The following is a 15,598-nucleotide window of genomic DNA, read 5'->3' as shown; positions in this document are numbered from 1 at the left end:
TTTTATTAGTTTCATCTAATCTTTAGGGTAAAAAAATTTGTTTTACTTTTTTATGGCAACTAATACTCTTTTTGAAATTATACCTATTATTGCACCTGTGATTAAACCGGCAACCAAAAGAGCCGGTACATAATACAAAATACTTGTAGTTTCTACGACTATCATTGCTACCGCAATCTGTCCAAGATTGTGGCATACTGCTCCTATCATGCTAACTCCCATGATGCTGAAACCATTAATTTTTTTCACAAGCATCATTACGATTAAGCTTACAATAGCCCCTGCCAAACTATAAATAATCGACATACCACTTCCAAACATAAAGCCGATTATCAGTATTCTTAGGATTGAAATAATCCACACATCACTTAGTTTGAGTGTGTACAAAGCTATTACAATTACTAAATTTGCCAACCCTAATTTTATTCCGGGAATACCAAGATTAATAGGAATCATAAATTCTACATAGCTAAAAATTATTGCTAACGCTACCAGCATTGCCATATTTGCTATTCTTTTTGCATCCATATTAACTCCTTCCTGAAATATTAAATTACTTTTCCAACCTTACAAATTTTCGCAAAATTTAGTCCTTTTGCTTCTGTATGTGTTTTATCATTTTAGTTATTTAACTATTGTTTATGTTTTAACATCTTAACTATTTAACTATTGTTTATGCTTTATAGCTTAGCTATTTCACTACTGCATCTATTTCATCATTTTTCATATTGTCATTAGAATCTGTGCCTTTACTTGTCTTTTCTATTTCAACCACAACTTTATGTGGCAGACACACTATTGTCTCACCAACATTTTTGATTTTGCCCTGCTTAACACAATACTTATCAGGACAATCTGCCTCTTTCATCTCCACCTTTCCTTCTTTAATGATAAGAATGTTCTTTCCTTCTGAAGATTTAATTTCTATTGTTCTATCTTTATCTAATGAATAAGTCCCCTGCACTTTGCCATCAACTGATACCTGTGCCAAATGACCTTCGCCCGACCTCATAAAATGCATCATGCTATACGAAACTCCGGCTATTAAAAGAACAACAATCACCAGAATAATATCTTTTTTCTTCATTAAAATGCTCCTAGTTTACCAATCTTAAATACCAGCCCACTTCATTATGATTATAAGAATGGCTGCTCTTATTAAAATAAAACCAATGCCATTTCCTTTTATTGTAGATGTTTTAACATTTTGTTTTGGGCATATATTCATACATTTTTGACACATAAAACATTCTCCTGATTGAATGTTCTCACCACTATTTGGTAGTTCTATTCCTGAAGGTAGTCGCCTAAACTGCCAAAAGCATATGCAAAGCCACAAAAGAATCTGCCAAAAACTATCGTGTATAAGCATAACACAATTAATATTGTAACAAAAGATGTTAATTCCACCTGCTGTCCATTTCCAATTTGGGTGAAAATGTACTTAACACCTGAAAAGGCTGTGGTGTAAATTGATGGCATAATTGTGAAGAATATTAGCAGAATTATCATTCTGATATATTTTTGAATTTTCCTTTTGTTTATCTTCTTCATTTGTATGTTTCCACCTTGTTTTCTATTTTGCCTTTTGTAATTTTTCAGTCCTGTTTATATTTATAAATTATTTTTATCTGCTTAGTTTCTGATTATCTTTTTACAAAGTTTTATAACATTCGTCTTTTTTAATTTTATTTACTTTTATTACTTATCCTTAGTAATTTTTATTACTTTATTATCAGATGAGTAATCTTTGTAAATTCCTTCCGTAACGTACTGTTTGTTATCGTCTGTTAAGAAAATCACATCGAACTTATCACTGTTTTCTCTCCAATAATTCTCGGCTTTCTCAAGCCCCATAATAAATAATGATGTTGACAAACCATCTGCAAGTGTTCCATCCTCACTAACAATTGTCACTGATTTAAGACCTGCATTTGCCGGATAGCCGGTTGCCGGATCAATTATATGGTGATAAACTTTTCCGTTTTTTTCGAAATAACGTTCATAGCCACCTGATGTAATAACTGCTTTGTTCTTTATATTAAGCACTCCAAGATAGTTTTCCTCGCTGTCAGGATTTTGAATTGCCACTTTCCAACTGCTGCCATCAACCTTGCTACCTAATGCCTGAACATTACCACCAAGACTAACCAGACCACTTGTCACACCGCAGTCCTTAAAAATCTTCATAACTGCTGCCGATGTGTAACCTTTTGCAATTCCTCCAAAGTCAATTTCCATTTTCTTATTTTCAAATGTTGCGACTCTTGAAGACTTATTATATTTGATTTTTGAAGCATCTGTATTTTTTAAAGTTGCCTGCAAATTTTCCTTTGATGGAACTTTATATTTTTTTGTATCAAATCCCCAAGCCTGCATTACAGGATAAATTGCCGGATTAAAAACACCCTTTGTACTTTTGTAGATTTCCAAAGAACGTTCCACAATGTTTCCTACATCCTCTGAAAGTGTTAAAGTTTTTTCACTGTTTAACTTGCTGACTTCACTTTCCTTCTTGCCTGTAGAAAGCATGCTGTCTAGCTGATTTATTCTTTTTTTTGCCTGTTCTACTGCCTTGTTTGCATTTTTTCCGTAAGCTGTCACCTGCATGTATGTGTCCATTGCAAAAAGATCCACTGTAATTTTTTGTTCCTCTGATTTGGAATCAGCCGATACTCCTCCTGCATTATTTTCTGATATATTATTTTTACTGCATCCACATACAAGTAACATCGATGCTAAAAGAATTGCTAATAATTTTTTCATATAAATGCCTCTTTATTATTCTTCGCTTACTTGTGTTAGTTTGTGCTAACTTGCATGGTCTAGCACAATGATTTTATATTGTCAATAATTGTCGTGTTGGTAATTTGTGGGATGTTATGGTTACCAATACTCCAGTATTTCCACAAGATTATCTTTTATAGCTACACCACCCATAAATAATTCCTTCTGATATGCATTGATGTACCATTCAAAATTTTTCTTTAGTCTTTCAGCCTCATCCATACTCATAACTTTGTTAATTTCAACAGAACTTGAACTTGTTTTCCATGACCAGGTTTCCCCTTTATTAATTGATAATTTTTTACACAACACATTTAAATCAATTGTTTCTTTTAATAATACAAATTTTACCCAAAGTCCCCTTGCACAAATTTCCTTATTTGCTGTTAAGCTTTTTGGAATTTCGCAACAATTGCACCTATATTTCCTTGCATATAACTGTGCCTTTGAGCCAGCAGGGCAACATATTGTCAAATCAATTGTTTTTTCACCATACTGTTTACCAAAAATATTTTCTTCCATAATCTCCACATTTGAATGAATAATAATTTTTTTCAGCGACGGTATATCAAATGCAAATCTACCTATTGAGTATAAATTCTGCGGAAGCTCAATTTCTTTTAACTTAGAATCCTCAAAGGCTCCATACTCAATATGCACAACACTTTCCGGTATTGTTATTTTTTCAAGTTCAGTGTTAGATAACATACCTGCTGTAATGCACTTTAAGTTATCAGGTAAAATAATATTTTCTAAAGGTGTATATGAAAAAGCACAGTCTCCTATTACTTTCACATTTGGTGGAATCGCTATCTCTATAATTTTTGTTTTAGAAAAAGCTCCATCTCCTATTTCTAGCAAACTTTTGGGAAGAGTGACTTTTTGCAAATTACTACAATTAGTAAAAACATCCTTTCCTATATATTTGCAGCCTTCCTGAAACACTACTTCCTCTAAATTAGTACATTTTTCAAAAACATTATTCCAAATACCTATTACCGTTTGACCATTTATTTTTGACGGAATAACTATTTTTTTGTCTGAAAAGCCATTGTATTGTGTTATCAACACACCGTCTTTGTCATTTTCAATCTCAAACATATTATGACTTTTGTTTTCAATTTCTACCTGAATCTTTCTCTCAATTTTCTTACCACATTTAGGACAATATACAAAATTTTTCTGCAATGTTGTATAACAAAATGAGCATTCCAAATTTGTATTAACGTATTTTTTCTCATATTCATTGTTGGCATTTGTTAAAACTGCAACATCCATTTTTAATTTTTTTATCTCATTAATTTGAGCCTCTTTCTCACCGCTTAAAGCTTCAACTTTTTTGTTAAGCTCCTTTATGTTTCTTTCAAGTTCCTGTTTACTACTAAATATACCCATATGCCCTCCTATTAAATTTCCGCTAAAACTAAAACTTTCAAGCCGACTTTATAATGTATCTGCTTGTTGACGGTTTTGTGGTCTGCCATGCCACTTTACTTTTTTGTAAACTAAATTCATATCTACCCAGTTAATTGCTCCATTGTATAATTTTGGCTGTGAACTTGCTGTAAATTCCATGTTTTTATAAGTCTTTTTGCAAATTACATTACCCTGATTATTTACTACAATGTAATGTAATGTTGATTTTGATTTCTTTACAGTAGTGTACATAATTACAATGGCATCATCTGAAAGTTTAACAGTTCTTACTTCTCGTACTGTTATTTTTGACTTCTTAGGATTGTAAGTAGTAAGCCATTTTATTTTAGATTTTAATGTATTTTTGTCTGTAATTGTCATAAATACATTCTTTTTATATTTTCCACTATTTCCTGTTACACCGGCAACTTTATAGTTCTGTGTGACTGATGTTCCAACAGTAATAATGTTGTCCAAAGTAGTTTCCACGCATATCCATTCTTACATTACCTGATGTAAAAGGCGTCACTATTCCGCCAAACACATTCCAGGCATCACCTGTAATGCTACATGTTTTTTGAAGTTTCCATGATGATGAATATTTCAAAACTTTAATTACTGTTTTTGTTTGTCATTAGAATAACCAACTGCTACATAGAAGTTTCCATCCGGTGCACAGTAAACACCACCCCAATAATCATACTTGCAAAGTTTAAACATGAACGTTCCTTTGAATCCACTGAATATTCAGGAAATACATATTTTATTTTATATATGTAAGATTTTCCTGCCTATTGCTTAAATGTATGGGTTCCAACTGTTGCCGCATTTGCTTTTTGCCATGTAACCTTAACAGACTTATAATCCACTGCTTTAACCGAACTCATTTTTGCACCCATGTAAGGTTTTACGATTACCTTGAAACTATATTCTTTGTCTCCTATCTTACCTGTAATAGTTGATGTTCCCGGTGCAATGGTTCTTCAGTATATATAAGCCCTCCGTTTTCATCTTTTGTAATCTTGAACTTGATTCATGCCAGCCATCGTACCAATTCTCAGCTTTTGCTGTGCCTGCAAAGCCAATTACCAATACTGCTAATAGCATTGTAAATATTAGATATTGTACTTTTTCTCCTTTTGTATTTTCTGTCAATATATTATTCCTGTCATATTTTTTAGTAACGTACCTTTATAACTAGACTAACACATTTATCTGCCTAATAAAACTTATTTTATTTGTAAATTACTACTTTTTTCCTGTGCACCGTAAATTGATTTATTTCCATTAACAATGTATGCAATACTGCACACCACCACAAACAATGACATGTTACTTCCACCAAACACTTCTATTCCAAGCATTATTGGCGCAATCAATGTATTTGTAGCACTTCCAAATACTGCTGCATAACCTAGCGCTCCACATAATATTGGTGATATGCCTAAAAGTTGTCCGAGAACTGCTCCTAAAGTTGCCCCTATTGAAAACAGTGGTGTTACTTCACCGCCCTGAAAACCAATTGATAAAGTAAGCACTGTTAGTAACAGTTTCAAAATCCAGTCAATGCCATAAACCTCTCCACCTGAAAAAACGCTGGAAATCAAGTTAGTTCCAAGTCCGCTGTATCTTCCCTGCCAAAGGAAAATCAACACTATTGCCAATGGTATTGAAACAACACCAATTCTTATGTACGGATTTATAAATTTTTCTGCCATAATTTTTTTTAGCACTTGAAGTAACTTTGAAAACAATCTTCCTACAATTCCAAATGCTAATCCTAAAATTATAACTGCTACCACAATTTTAATATTTGAAAAATCAACCGTTCCTTTTAGTTCTACAGCAAATTTTTCAAGTCCAAGAAAGTGGGACGTATATGAAGCTACAAAGGCTCCGATTATTGCAGGTAGCAATGCCTGATAATCCATATAACCTGCAACAATTACTTCCATAGCAAAAAAAGTCGCCGCCAAAGGAGTTTGAAACAAGCCACCAAAACCTGCTGCCATACCTGTTATTAGCATAACTTTGCTGTTGTCTGGTGTTTTCATTTTTCGGCCCAAATAATGTGAAAGTGTTGCCCCTATCTGAACAGCTACACCTTCCCTGCCGGCACTACCTCCAAAAAGATGTGTTATCCATGTTCCAACCATAACCAGTGGTACTAGCGCAAGTGGTATTGAATCCCTTTTCTCCTGCCCAACTTCAAATACAAGTGTCATACCTTTTAAACTTAATTTGCTAAAACGTAGGTACAGCCATGTAATTAAAAGTCCTGCTACCGGTAAAAACGGAATAAGATATTTGTAATTGGCTGTTCTGAAATCAGATATTGCAATTAAGCCTCTTCCAAAAACTGTGTCTACTATTCCCACAACAACACCGATTATAATTGAAAGGATAATATATTTGATCGTTAGAATTGCTTTTTCGTATATTTGTTGTTTGTTCATTTGTTGTCTCCTTATGTGGAATTTATATTACATAAAAAAAGCTGATTCACCTGTGCATTGTTACACAGAAGTCATCAGCTTTACTAGCGGTTTTGATAAAATCAAGGGAGAACCTCATTCCCTTTATTTAATTTTTTAACTATGAAAAAGATAGCATATATAAAGGTATGTGTCAATTTAAGTTTATTACAAATACTTTTTCATATTATCTAAAATAATTTTATATGCATTGGCATACATATGTATTCCGTCCATAGTGTATTCTTTCTTTAACATTCCTCTACGGTCCGTTAACCCCTGATTCACATCAATATAATAACATCCCATTCTCTGTGCTAATTTCTTCACCTCTTCATTAGCTACTGGCACCGTTTCATTATTTCTATGATAAAAAACAGTTTGCTCAAAAGGGCAATCCGGAAGCATATCAACACTATTTACTGGATAAAAAGCCATTGTATACACAGATGTCTTTGGTAATTTATCTTTTATCTGACCTAATATTTCTTCATAATTTTTCAACATTTCTTTTAAAAGAATGTCAAAATCTGTATTAGGATCACTAATATCATTAGTTCCAATATTTATAAAAATCTTGGAAGGTTTGACTCCAAAAATTTGCTCATCCATACATTGAAGCATATCAGCAGTTGTAAATCCGCCAATCCCTCTATTGTAAATAATTTCCTTAATTCCAAAATCCATTTGTAATTCATTAATTGGAAATTGTTCCATTAGAGAAGAACCAGTAAATAAAATCTGTCCTTCTTTTACCATTGTATTAAGTACACGATACTTTTCTACTTTTACCATTTGTTCTCCGTTTATCATAACTATATTCCTTTCAATTTCTCATATCATTATACACAATTTTACATTTTTATGAGGATATTTCTTAACATTTTTACACTTTTATGAGCATATTTTTCCACAGTTTTCACACTTTTATGAGCATATTTTGCCATAGTTTTCACACTTTTATGAGGCTATTGCATTTTTTTCATTATTAAAGTAAAGTTACTTATGAAACTTTGTTTACTAAGTGTTTTGTACGAAGAAATACTATTTCACTAAATCTTACAAGCAAGCTCGAATTGAAGTAAATTTCTAGCAACCCATAAATTTTTTATTAAAAGGACTTTATATATGGAAAAATCAGTTATTAATCAAATATGTGCTTCTATGGATACTTTTTTTGAAACCGAAAAGAAGATTGGCAATTTCATCATTCATCATCCAAAAGAAATCGTGGATATGACCGTTGGCGAACTGGCCAAAGAATGTCAGGTAAGTGAAGCTTCCGTTTCACGTTTTTGTAAAAAAATTGATATGAAGGGCTTTCACCATCTTAAAATTTCTATTGCAAAAGAAATGGTTTCCCAGTCGGAAGACGATGAATTGTCTAATCATATTTCAGTAGATGATTTGGAACAATCATTGAAAAATATATTGGCAAATAAAGTTGCCGAACTTACTCAAACAGTTTCAATGATGAATTCTGAAAATCTGCAGGACATTTTAAAAAGAATAAATAATGCCCACAATGTTCTTTTTGCTGCTGTTGGCAACACTGTTCCTGTAGCAATGGACGGAGCCTACAAGCTTAACCAGATTGGGATTTCCGCAGTTTCAACTCCTGTTTGGGAAACCCAGCTTGCCTACAGTTACAACCTTTCACCTGATGACGTAGTTATTGCAATTTCAAATTCAGGGGAGTCAACCGGTGTCATTAATATTTTAGAAGCTGCAAAACAAAAGAAGGCAACTACAATTTCAATAACCAATAGTGAGAAATCGACTATTGCTAAAATCAGTGATTATCATATAACAACAGCAACCCGCGAAAAATTATTTCTTGATGAATATCGTTTTTCGAGAGTTTCTGCCACAATGGTAATCGAAGTGCTTTATCTTTTCCTTACATCTATGAGAAAAGAAGCTTATGATTCCATTATTCAGCATGAATCATCTATAGCTTTCACAAAAGAATAATTTTTCTATTGACGAAATTTATATGTCATGGTATCTTTGTGTTACGAAATTAATTTTCACAGTGTATTTATTCGTAAAATTAATTTTTATGCGTGTTTATCTATTAAACCGCTTTTTACAATATGCTTTGTGAAATTTTACGTGTTTATCTAACCACAAGGAGGTTTATTATGAAGGAAATTAAATGGGCTGTATTAGGTACCGGAGTTATTGCCAACCAAATGGCACAGACATTAATCAAAAATGGAAAAAATATTTATTCTGTTGCAAACCGCACACATCAAAAGGCTGTTGATTTTGCCCAAAAATATAATATCGGAAAAGTATATGACAATATAAATGATGTGTTTACTGATCCAGAAGTTGATGTTGTTTACATCACAACTCCACATAACACACATCTTGAATTTATGAAGAAAGCAATTGAGAACGGAAAACATATACTTGTTGAAAAATCCATAACACTTAACAGCAATGAATTAAACGAAGCAATTTCTTTGGCAAAAGAAAAAGGTGTTATTATCGGTGAAGCAATGACAATTTTCCACATGCCAATTTACAAAAAATTAAACGAGATTTTGGAATCCGGAGCACTTGGAAAAGTGAACCTTATTACTATGAACTTTGGAAGTTTTAAAGAATATGATATGACAAACAGATTTTTCAACAGAAACCTTGCCGGAGGTGCAATGCTCGATATCGGTGTATACGCACTTTCATTTATCCGCTGGTTTATGGATTCAAAACCTAACAACCTTGTATCTCAGGTAAAGTCTGCTCCAACAGGTGTTGACGAGCAGGCTGGTTTACTTCTAACAAACGAAGAAGGTCAGATGGCAAGCGTTATGCTTTCACTTCATTCTAAGCAGCCAAAACGTGGTATGGTTTCATGCGAAAAAGGTTATATTGAAATAATGGAATATCCTAGAGCTTGGGAAGCTACCATAACATACACTGACTCTGGCAAAACTGAATTAATCAAAGCCGGCGAAAATGCAGACGCTCTCGCCTACGAACTTGCTGATATGGAAAAAGCAATTAACGGCGATGTTGACTGCATGCACTTTGACTATACAAAAGACGTTATGGATATGATGACTGAATTTAGAAAATCATGGGGCTTTAAATATCCTGAAGAAGAAAAATAGAAATTAACAGAGCTGTAAGTTTTAAAATCTACTTACAGCTCTATTTTTATATAATCTTATAATCCTTTGCACATCTAACCACTCCGTCAAGTGCATCACTGAATTCTATACCATATTTTCTGCCACTTCTTTCAGATATGTAATTCCTCTAAATTCCTGTGAACTAAAATAAACCGTCTTTTCTTTATTTAGCAATGTAAAATAATTATCTTTTGTGGTTTCCATATCATACATCCATTCAGCCCTTAACATAACTGCTGATGGTTCAATATCCAACACCCTCTGCTCCATTTCCAGTTTATGAGTTGCATAAACATTTGCCGGCTTTACATTTTCTTCCGCATAAGGTCCATCATCGTCACAACCACTATAAACCTGATCCGAGCTGAAACAAATAAGTTTTCTTCCTTTTGCCGCCTTTGCCAAATACATCGGTACCTGCACATTTGCAAAATAAGATTCCTCTGGATTGTTTTCACAAATTCCCATGTCTGCAAGAGCGTTAGCCCCAACTCCCTGTCCAATTACTTATAAAACCGCTTACCTCACTTTAAAAGATTTTACACGGCTCCATTTGCCTTTGTCTTTTCCAACTATTGCTCTCACTCTTACATAATATCTTTTTCTAACACGCAATTTTCTTAACAGATATGTATTCTTTCTTGTACGTTTTGTTCTTACGTTTTTCTTAAATTTTCTGTTAGTTGAATACTGTATCCGATATATTTTAGCCTTACTTATCTTTTTAAAAGTAATTCTCACTTTTCTATTTTTAAGTTTTTTTACTTTTAGAATTTTTGTTTGCTTTAAACTCTTTTTATTTACACCGTCAACACGAGTTGTAGTTTTTCCGTTAGTTGTTGGTTCATTTTCCTTTGTTACAACCTGTCCAAAAGTTGTAGTTGATTCTTTTTCTGATGTTGTTTCGTCAGTTGTTTGATTTTCTCCAGTAGTTTCTGATGTTGTATTTTCTGTAGTCAATATTTCAGCTGTGGGTTCTACTGTGACAGTTGTCTCAGTTTGTTTCTCAGTTGTTGGTTCTGATGTAGTTGTCACTTCCGTTGTTGGCTTTGGTGTTGTTGTCACTGATGTAGTTGGTGCTTCTGCTGTTGGTTCTAATGTAGTTGTCACTTCCGTTGTTGCCTTTGGTGTTGTTGTCACTGATGTGGTTGGTGCTTCCGTTGTTGGCTCTAATGTTGTTGTCACTTCCGTTGTTGCCTTTGGTGTTGTTGTCACTGATGTGGTTGGTGCTTCTGTTGTTGGCTCTGATGTTGTAGGCACTTCAGTTGTGGTTTGTGCTTCCGTTGTAGGCACTTCTATAGTTGGATTCTCCACTTTGTTCTCCAATTTTGTGTATACCTTTATTCTTCCCACATAATTTTTAAGTTGTGTCCATCCACTACCGTTGTTTATATATGACATTTCCCTGCCATTTTTATATGAAGTCATTATTTTGGCGTCGCCCTTTTCATTTGAAACACTTACTATTGCAGAGAACCATTGGTCTTTTTCGATTTTTACCGGCTGATTCAGTTCTATTGTTACATATCCGCTATTTTCAAAATATGCCGTTGTAGTATTTGCCAGATAACCACCTGAAACTGGTACATTTTCCTGTCCACCATAAGGATAATCTACATTTTTATATATCTCCACTTTAGCGGTTACATTTTCACCACCAATAGCCACATTTACTGCTTTTATATATTCGTCTTTTAGATTATCAGATTTTTTTGCTTTAAATACATTTGCCACTGACTTATCTTTTCTTAATGGGAAATCGTCCATGCTTCCATCATAGTAATAATTAAAGTCATACTTATCCTTTGGTGCAAATGAAAATGCATAAGAACAACTGCTTGTATTGTCATATGACAGCCAAAAATACTCCAATGATTTGTAACTGTTTTTTACAAGCCAACCACCATTTTTGGTAGCACCATTTGGTACAAATTTGTCTGATGGAATATTGTCATCCCATCCAATGATTGTGCATGCATGGGGAGAAATTGTACTGCTATGTTCATTCTTTGGATTGTAGTATAACGTTTCTCTTGCATTATTGTACTGAAATGTTACTGCCCCATATTTTGCTATGGCTTTTTTTATTGACCTAATGTATTCTTCCGGATTTGATTTGTTTTCAGGTATATAAATTGCATTTTCAAATCTATATGACGGATTATCATATGGGTTTGTGGTAACCACATTACCCGATACCGGTGCCCACCACATTGAATATAACTTGGCAATTTTTAACGGGTCTCCTGACTGCATCAAATAATTTACTGATTGCCAGTCTCCATCTGTATTTCCCAATGGATCGCTTTCTCTCTTAAAAACTCTATAAGCTGCCGCCATCGGATTTAATGATAATGTATCTTTTGTTACTGTAGGATCAATTCCACTTTTTAAAATGGATGATTCTGCTGCTGCAATGCTTGAATATGCCCAACACAAATTGGTATCTCCCTGATCTTTTACTGGTGTTACTATGCCATCGTCCCTTCCATCGTATTTTTCCCTGTCTGATATCTCTTTAGTTTCAGTCTGTTGTTCTTCAAAATCACCTTCTATTTTAAATGTTAATTGATTATCAGTTATATTTGTGACTTCAACATGCATATCATCAGTTATTTCCAAGCTCTGATTCAGTTTTAATGGTGCATCAGATTTTGTTGCATATGTACCACCTAATGTTTCATAATTCCACTTTCCTGCAACGCATCCCATGTTGTTTGGGAATTTTGTATCTTTGTCCACCAAATAACAAACAAGTCCTGAACCAATTGTCAATCCTTTTAGCTTCGTTCCATCTGTTTTATACAATTCTTTTGACTGACAATCATACTTATTACCACCTGTGCCAAAATTTCTATATTCTAAGTACAGTGTTTTATTGGTTCCTTTTAAATTTAATTTGTATCCGACTATCTGTGAATCTCCTCTAGTCGATGCTTCCTTTAAGGTATACTGTCCATTTTGATAAATTGTTTTAACATTGTCAGATGTAAGCCACCCCTTTGCTTCTCTTTCTTTTACAGATATAAACTGTGGCACAGGTGACATATGCTTTGCCATTGCAGACATATAATATACCGGCGAACTATTTGAACTATTGTACAAGTCCTTAAATCCTAAAATGTGCCCCATTTCATGAGTTGCCACTGCCATAGGCAAAATCACGTTTTTCCGATTATCCTTGTATAAATAATTATAAGAATTTGTCACCTGTACATAGTTTTTACTTGTAATTGTTTTTCCATCTGCATTTATTTTTACGTAATCTGCATAATCCTTATAATTCCATAAAGGGGAGGACCAACCCACAGAGATACTCTGAATTGTATTTTTATAAATAATGGTGATTGCATCGATTACCCCATCATTGTTTTTATCAAGTTCAGAAAAGTTGTACTTTTTTGTACCATCATAATTTGTAATCACATTGCCCGCTGATATAGCTCTGTTTATAGATTCAGACCAGTCTGTTTTTAATTCGTACATACGCTCTGCTCTCTCTCCGTTGTCCCTGTAACCTTCAGGATTCTCTTCACTATACTCTGCATAGTATCCTCTTGGATGAGATAACTGCACTGAACCACCTTTATTAAACAAATACACGCTATTTATCTTAAGACTTCCCCTTGACGTAATTTCATAATAATCCGAAACATTAAAATATGCACTGTTATAAGTATTATCTGTAATTTTTCTAACAGATTCCCCATTATAAGAATTATCTATAAATTCATCTTCGTCTAAAAATCTTGCAAATACTATAAGATTTGTAAAATTACTTTCTTTTGTTTTATTTTCTGCATTTTCATTCGTATCATCAGCAAAAGTTACGCCACTAAAAAGCATTGTCATAACCGTAACAAACGCCATGATTATACTAAACCCTTTTTTCATAAAATCTCCTTTTCATCATTTATTCTTTTAAACCTTAATTATATATTCATTATAGCATTTATCAGATTAACTTTGTGTTCTAATTTTTTAAAAACTCCAATCCTCTTGGTGGTAAATCTTTTTTGCAATCAGTAGCAAATATATGACCTGCACTTATATAGGTTGCTCCTAGTTTTTGTGCTTCAATCGCCTCTTCCACAGAATGAACTGAAGTTCCTATTGTTTTAAATTTTGAAAGTTTCTCATAATTTTCTTTAAGTTTAAAAAGGGGCAAATGAATAGATTCACAATTTAATTTTTCTGCTACTTCGGAATAAAAATGTATTATAAGTTTCACTTTGTTTTGCTTACAAATCATGGAAACTTCTTTAGTTTGTATGCTATCACTTTGTATGTTATCATTTCGTACGCTACCTTTACGTAGCTTAATTGTCAACAATTATAATTCACATACACAGCAAAAAGCCCATGGAATTCTATTTTTGAGGAACCCCTCTATAAATCCAATGGGCTTTTTAATGTTTTATTTTTTTATGTTTTACTTTCAAAAAAGTTATTATAACTTTATGTATTTTGCAGACATATATCCTACTACATCTTTATTCTTATCTTTAATTCGAACTTTGTACCAGCCTTTTGAAGTATTTCCTATAATGGTTACCTTTGTTCCTCTCTTGTAAGATGAAATAATTGGATATTTCTTTCCTGCTCCTGAACGTACTCTAAGTTTGCCTTTTTTAGTTATTACGGTTCCTTTGAAAACTATTGATGTTGACTTAACGTAACCTAATTTTCCGTTGTACTTAATTAAGTACCAACTCTTTTTAATGTCAACAATAGTAACTTTTTTACTTGGAACTAAGTTACTAACAACCTTTGATGATGTACTCTTTTTCTTATACATCTTGTCCTGCACACTTACTTTAGCAGCTTTTTGCATCTTATATGGAAGTTTAGCAATAACCTTCTGGGCTACTAAAATCTTTCCACATACTTTACACTTCTTACCGCTTGTTAAGCCTGTTCTCTCTGTTGTGGCTTTTACTGCTCGAAGTTTAACTACTGTGTGGCCTTTGGCTTTTACTATCTGCTGCTTCTTAATAACATATCCACATACTGAACATTTAGTTCCTGCTGTTAATCCACTCTTTGTACATGTGGCTTTTACTGCAGGAATGGCAACTGCCTTATGTTTCTCCACAGTTTTTACAATCTTTTCTTTACAGTCCTCATATACACAATTGTGCCAATGAGTATCTGCATCAAAATCCCACTTTGTGTCATTTACGTGAATACATTTAACTACTGAAACTGCGCCATCATTTGCTTTCAAAGTTATGTCTTCGCTGTCAACATTAATTGCCTGTGTAACATTGACTCCGATAATATATGGTTTAAATTCTGCTGCCTCATTAACTGTAAAATTCAATGTTACAATAGTACCATTATCTGTATTGTTTTTAAGGCTGTTAAGATAAGCTAGATATACAAACTCTTCTTTATCTAACGCACTTGGTAACACTGTGTCTTCATCATCAAAAACTGTTCCGTTTTTTACTGATGTTAAAGTTAATGCTGTATGGTCATAAGAAACTTTAAATTTAAGCCCCCATATACCCGGGTTATTTTTTATGTCCACTATAATTGAAAACTCATTGCCTCTTTCAACTGTTTTTGATGATGCGGCAATTACGCATTCTTTTGTTTCATTTTCTGTCTGTGCAAATACAGGTACACTTACAGATATACCACTTATGCATATTACTACAATACATAACATTGCAAGTAATTTACGAATGTTTATTTTGTTAAAACTATTCATACGGAGAACCTCCTTTTCTATTACCTTCCTGTAATATTTCTATTACTTTCCACTACACTGTT

17 protein-coding genes and 1 riboswitch are annotated in these 15,598 nt (G+C 33.3%); of the genes, 2 read left to right on the top strand and 15 right to left on the bottom strand.

The genetic code is table 11. From position 1 onward, the window contains the following. Positions 1-42: 42 nt before the first annotated feature. The 11 genes from DW006_RS10445 to DW006_RS10405 all read right to left on the bottom strand — a co-directional run bounded on the left by DW006_RS10445 (position 43) and on the right by DW006_RS10405 (position 7,490). Positions 43-528, bottom strand: a complete 486-nt coding sequence (locus DW006_RS10445; protein ID WP_118000402.1) for a Gx transporter family protein — start codon at positions 526-528, stop codon at positions 43-45. Positions 529-691: 163 nt separating this feature from the next. Continuing rightward, positions 692-1,087: a NusG domain II-containing protein gene (locus tag DW006_RS10440; RefSeq protein WP_118000400.1), complete on the bottom strand. Its 396-nt coding sequence runs from the start codon at positions 1,085-1,087 to the stop codon at positions 692-694. A gap of 24 nt (positions 1,088-1,111) precedes the next feature. Continuing rightward, positions 1,112-1,243: a hypothetical protein gene (locus tag DW006_RS12385; RefSeq protein ID WP_022165394.1), complete on the bottom strand. Its 132-nt coding sequence runs from the start codon at positions 1,241-1,243 to the stop codon at positions 1,112-1,114. A 44-nt stretch (positions 1,244-1,287) separates the two neighbouring features. After that, positions 1,288-1,554 (bottom strand): 4Fe-4S binding protein, encoded by a 267-nt coding sequence (locus DW006_RS10435; RefSeq protein WP_118000398.1) that lies wholly within the window; start codon positions 1,552-1,554, stop codon positions 1,288-1,290. 147 nt (positions 1,555-1,701) lie between these two features. Next, the gene (locus tag DW006_RS10430; RefSeq protein ID WP_118000396.1) at positions 1,702-2,766 is read right to left on the bottom strand and encodes an FAD:protein FMN transferase; all 1,065 of its coding nucleotides are present in this window, start codon (positions 2,764-2,766) and stop codon (positions 1,702-1,704) included. Between the two features lie 120 nt (positions 2,767-2,886). Next, positions 2,887-4,182: a leucine-rich repeat domain-containing protein gene (locus DW006_RS10425; protein ID WP_118000393.1), complete on the bottom strand. Its 1,296-nt coding sequence runs from the start codon at positions 4,180-4,182 to the stop codon at positions 2,887-2,889. A gap of 48 nt (positions 4,183-4,230) precedes the next feature. Beyond that, entirely contained in the window at positions 4,231-4,680 is a 450-nt protein-coding gene (locus DW006_RS10420; RefSeq protein WP_118000391.1) for a hypothetical protein, read from the bottom strand. Then, on the bottom strand, positions 4,634-4,810 hold the full coding sequence (locus tag DW006_RS12095) for a hypothetical protein (RefSeq protein WP_158561118.1): 177 nt from the start codon (positions 4,808-4,810) through the stop codon (positions 4,634-4,636). Before DW006_RS12095 ends, DW006_RS10420 begins: the two co-directional genes overlap by 47 nt. Positions 4,811-5,148: 338 nt before the next feature. Next, on the bottom strand, positions 5,149-5,358 hold the full coding sequence (locus tag DW006_RS10415; RefSeq protein WP_118000389.1) for a hypothetical protein: 210 nt from the start codon (positions 5,356-5,358) through the stop codon (positions 5,149-5,151). Between the two features lie 74 nt (positions 5,359-5,432). Next, positions 5,433-6,659 (bottom strand): chloride channel protein, encoded by a 1,227-nt coding sequence (locus tag DW006_RS10410; RefSeq protein ID WP_118000387.1) that lies wholly within the window; start codon positions 6,657-6,659, stop codon positions 5,433-5,435. 58 nt (positions 6,660-6,717) lie between these two features. Beyond that, positions 6,718-6,790, bottom strand: a riboswitch (Fluoride riboswitch). Positions 6,791-6,845: 55 nt separating this feature from the next. Further along, positions 6,846-7,490, bottom strand: a complete 645-nt coding sequence (locus DW006_RS10405) for a GDSL-type esterase/lipase family protein (RefSeq protein WP_118000385.1) — start codon at positions 7,488-7,490, stop codon at positions 6,846-6,848. 315 nt (positions 7,491-7,805) lie between these two features. On the opposite strand from DW006_RS10405, the gene DW006_RS10400 reads away from it, so the two are divergent. Both DW006_RS10400 and DW006_RS10395 read left to right on the top strand, forming a co-directional pair. Next, positions 7,806-8,651: a MurR/RpiR family transcriptional regulator gene (locus DW006_RS10400; protein WP_118000383.1), complete on the top strand. Its 846-nt coding sequence runs from the start codon at positions 7,806-7,808 to the stop codon at positions 8,649-8,651. Positions 8,652-8,821: 170 nt separating this feature from the next. After that, positions 8,822-9,799 carry a Gfo/Idh/MocA family oxidoreductase gene (locus DW006_RS10395; RefSeq protein ID WP_118000381.1) on the top strand — a complete coding sequence of 326 codons (978 nt, stop codon included), beginning with the start codon at positions 8,822-8,824 and terminating at the stop codon, positions 9,797-9,799. Positions 9,800-9,904: 105 nt separating this feature from the next. Here DW006_RS10395 and DW006_RS10390 read toward each other — a convergent pair whose 3' ends face one another. The 4 genes from DW006_RS10390 to DW006_RS10375 form a co-directional block, all read right to left on the bottom strand. Next, positions 9,905-10,288, bottom strand: a complete 384-nt coding sequence (locus DW006_RS10390; protein ID WP_118000379.1) for a sugar nucleotide-binding protein — start codon at positions 10,286-10,288, stop codon at positions 9,905-9,907. Between the two features lie 51 nt (positions 10,289-10,339). After that, positions 10,340-13,714, bottom strand: a complete 3,375-nt coding sequence (locus DW006_RS10385; protein WP_118000377.1) for a lectin like domain-containing protein — start codon at positions 13,712-13,714, stop codon at positions 10,340-10,342. A 79-nt stretch (positions 13,715-13,793) separates the two neighbouring features. Then, complete coding sequence (locus DW006_RS10380) at positions 13,794-14,153, bottom strand: thiamine phosphate synthase (RefSeq protein WP_243002615.1); 360 nt, start codon at positions 14,151-14,153, stop codon at positions 13,794-13,796. A 117-nt stretch (positions 14,154-14,270) separates the two neighbouring features. Next, positions 14,271-15,536 (bottom strand): SH3 domain-containing protein, encoded by a 1,266-nt coding sequence (locus tag DW006_RS10375; RefSeq protein WP_118000373.1) that lies wholly within the window; start codon positions 15,534-15,536, stop codon positions 14,271-14,273. Positions 15,537-15,598 lie beyond the last annotated feature (62 nt).

This window comes from Eubacterium sp. AF36-5BH (genome assembly GCF_003460505.1).
In the GTDB taxonomy this organism is placed as follows: domain Bacteria; phylum Bacillota; class Clostridia; order Lachnospirales; family Lachnospiraceae; genus Eubacterium_G.
This window is presented reverse-complemented; position numbering and strand designations above follow the sequence as displayed.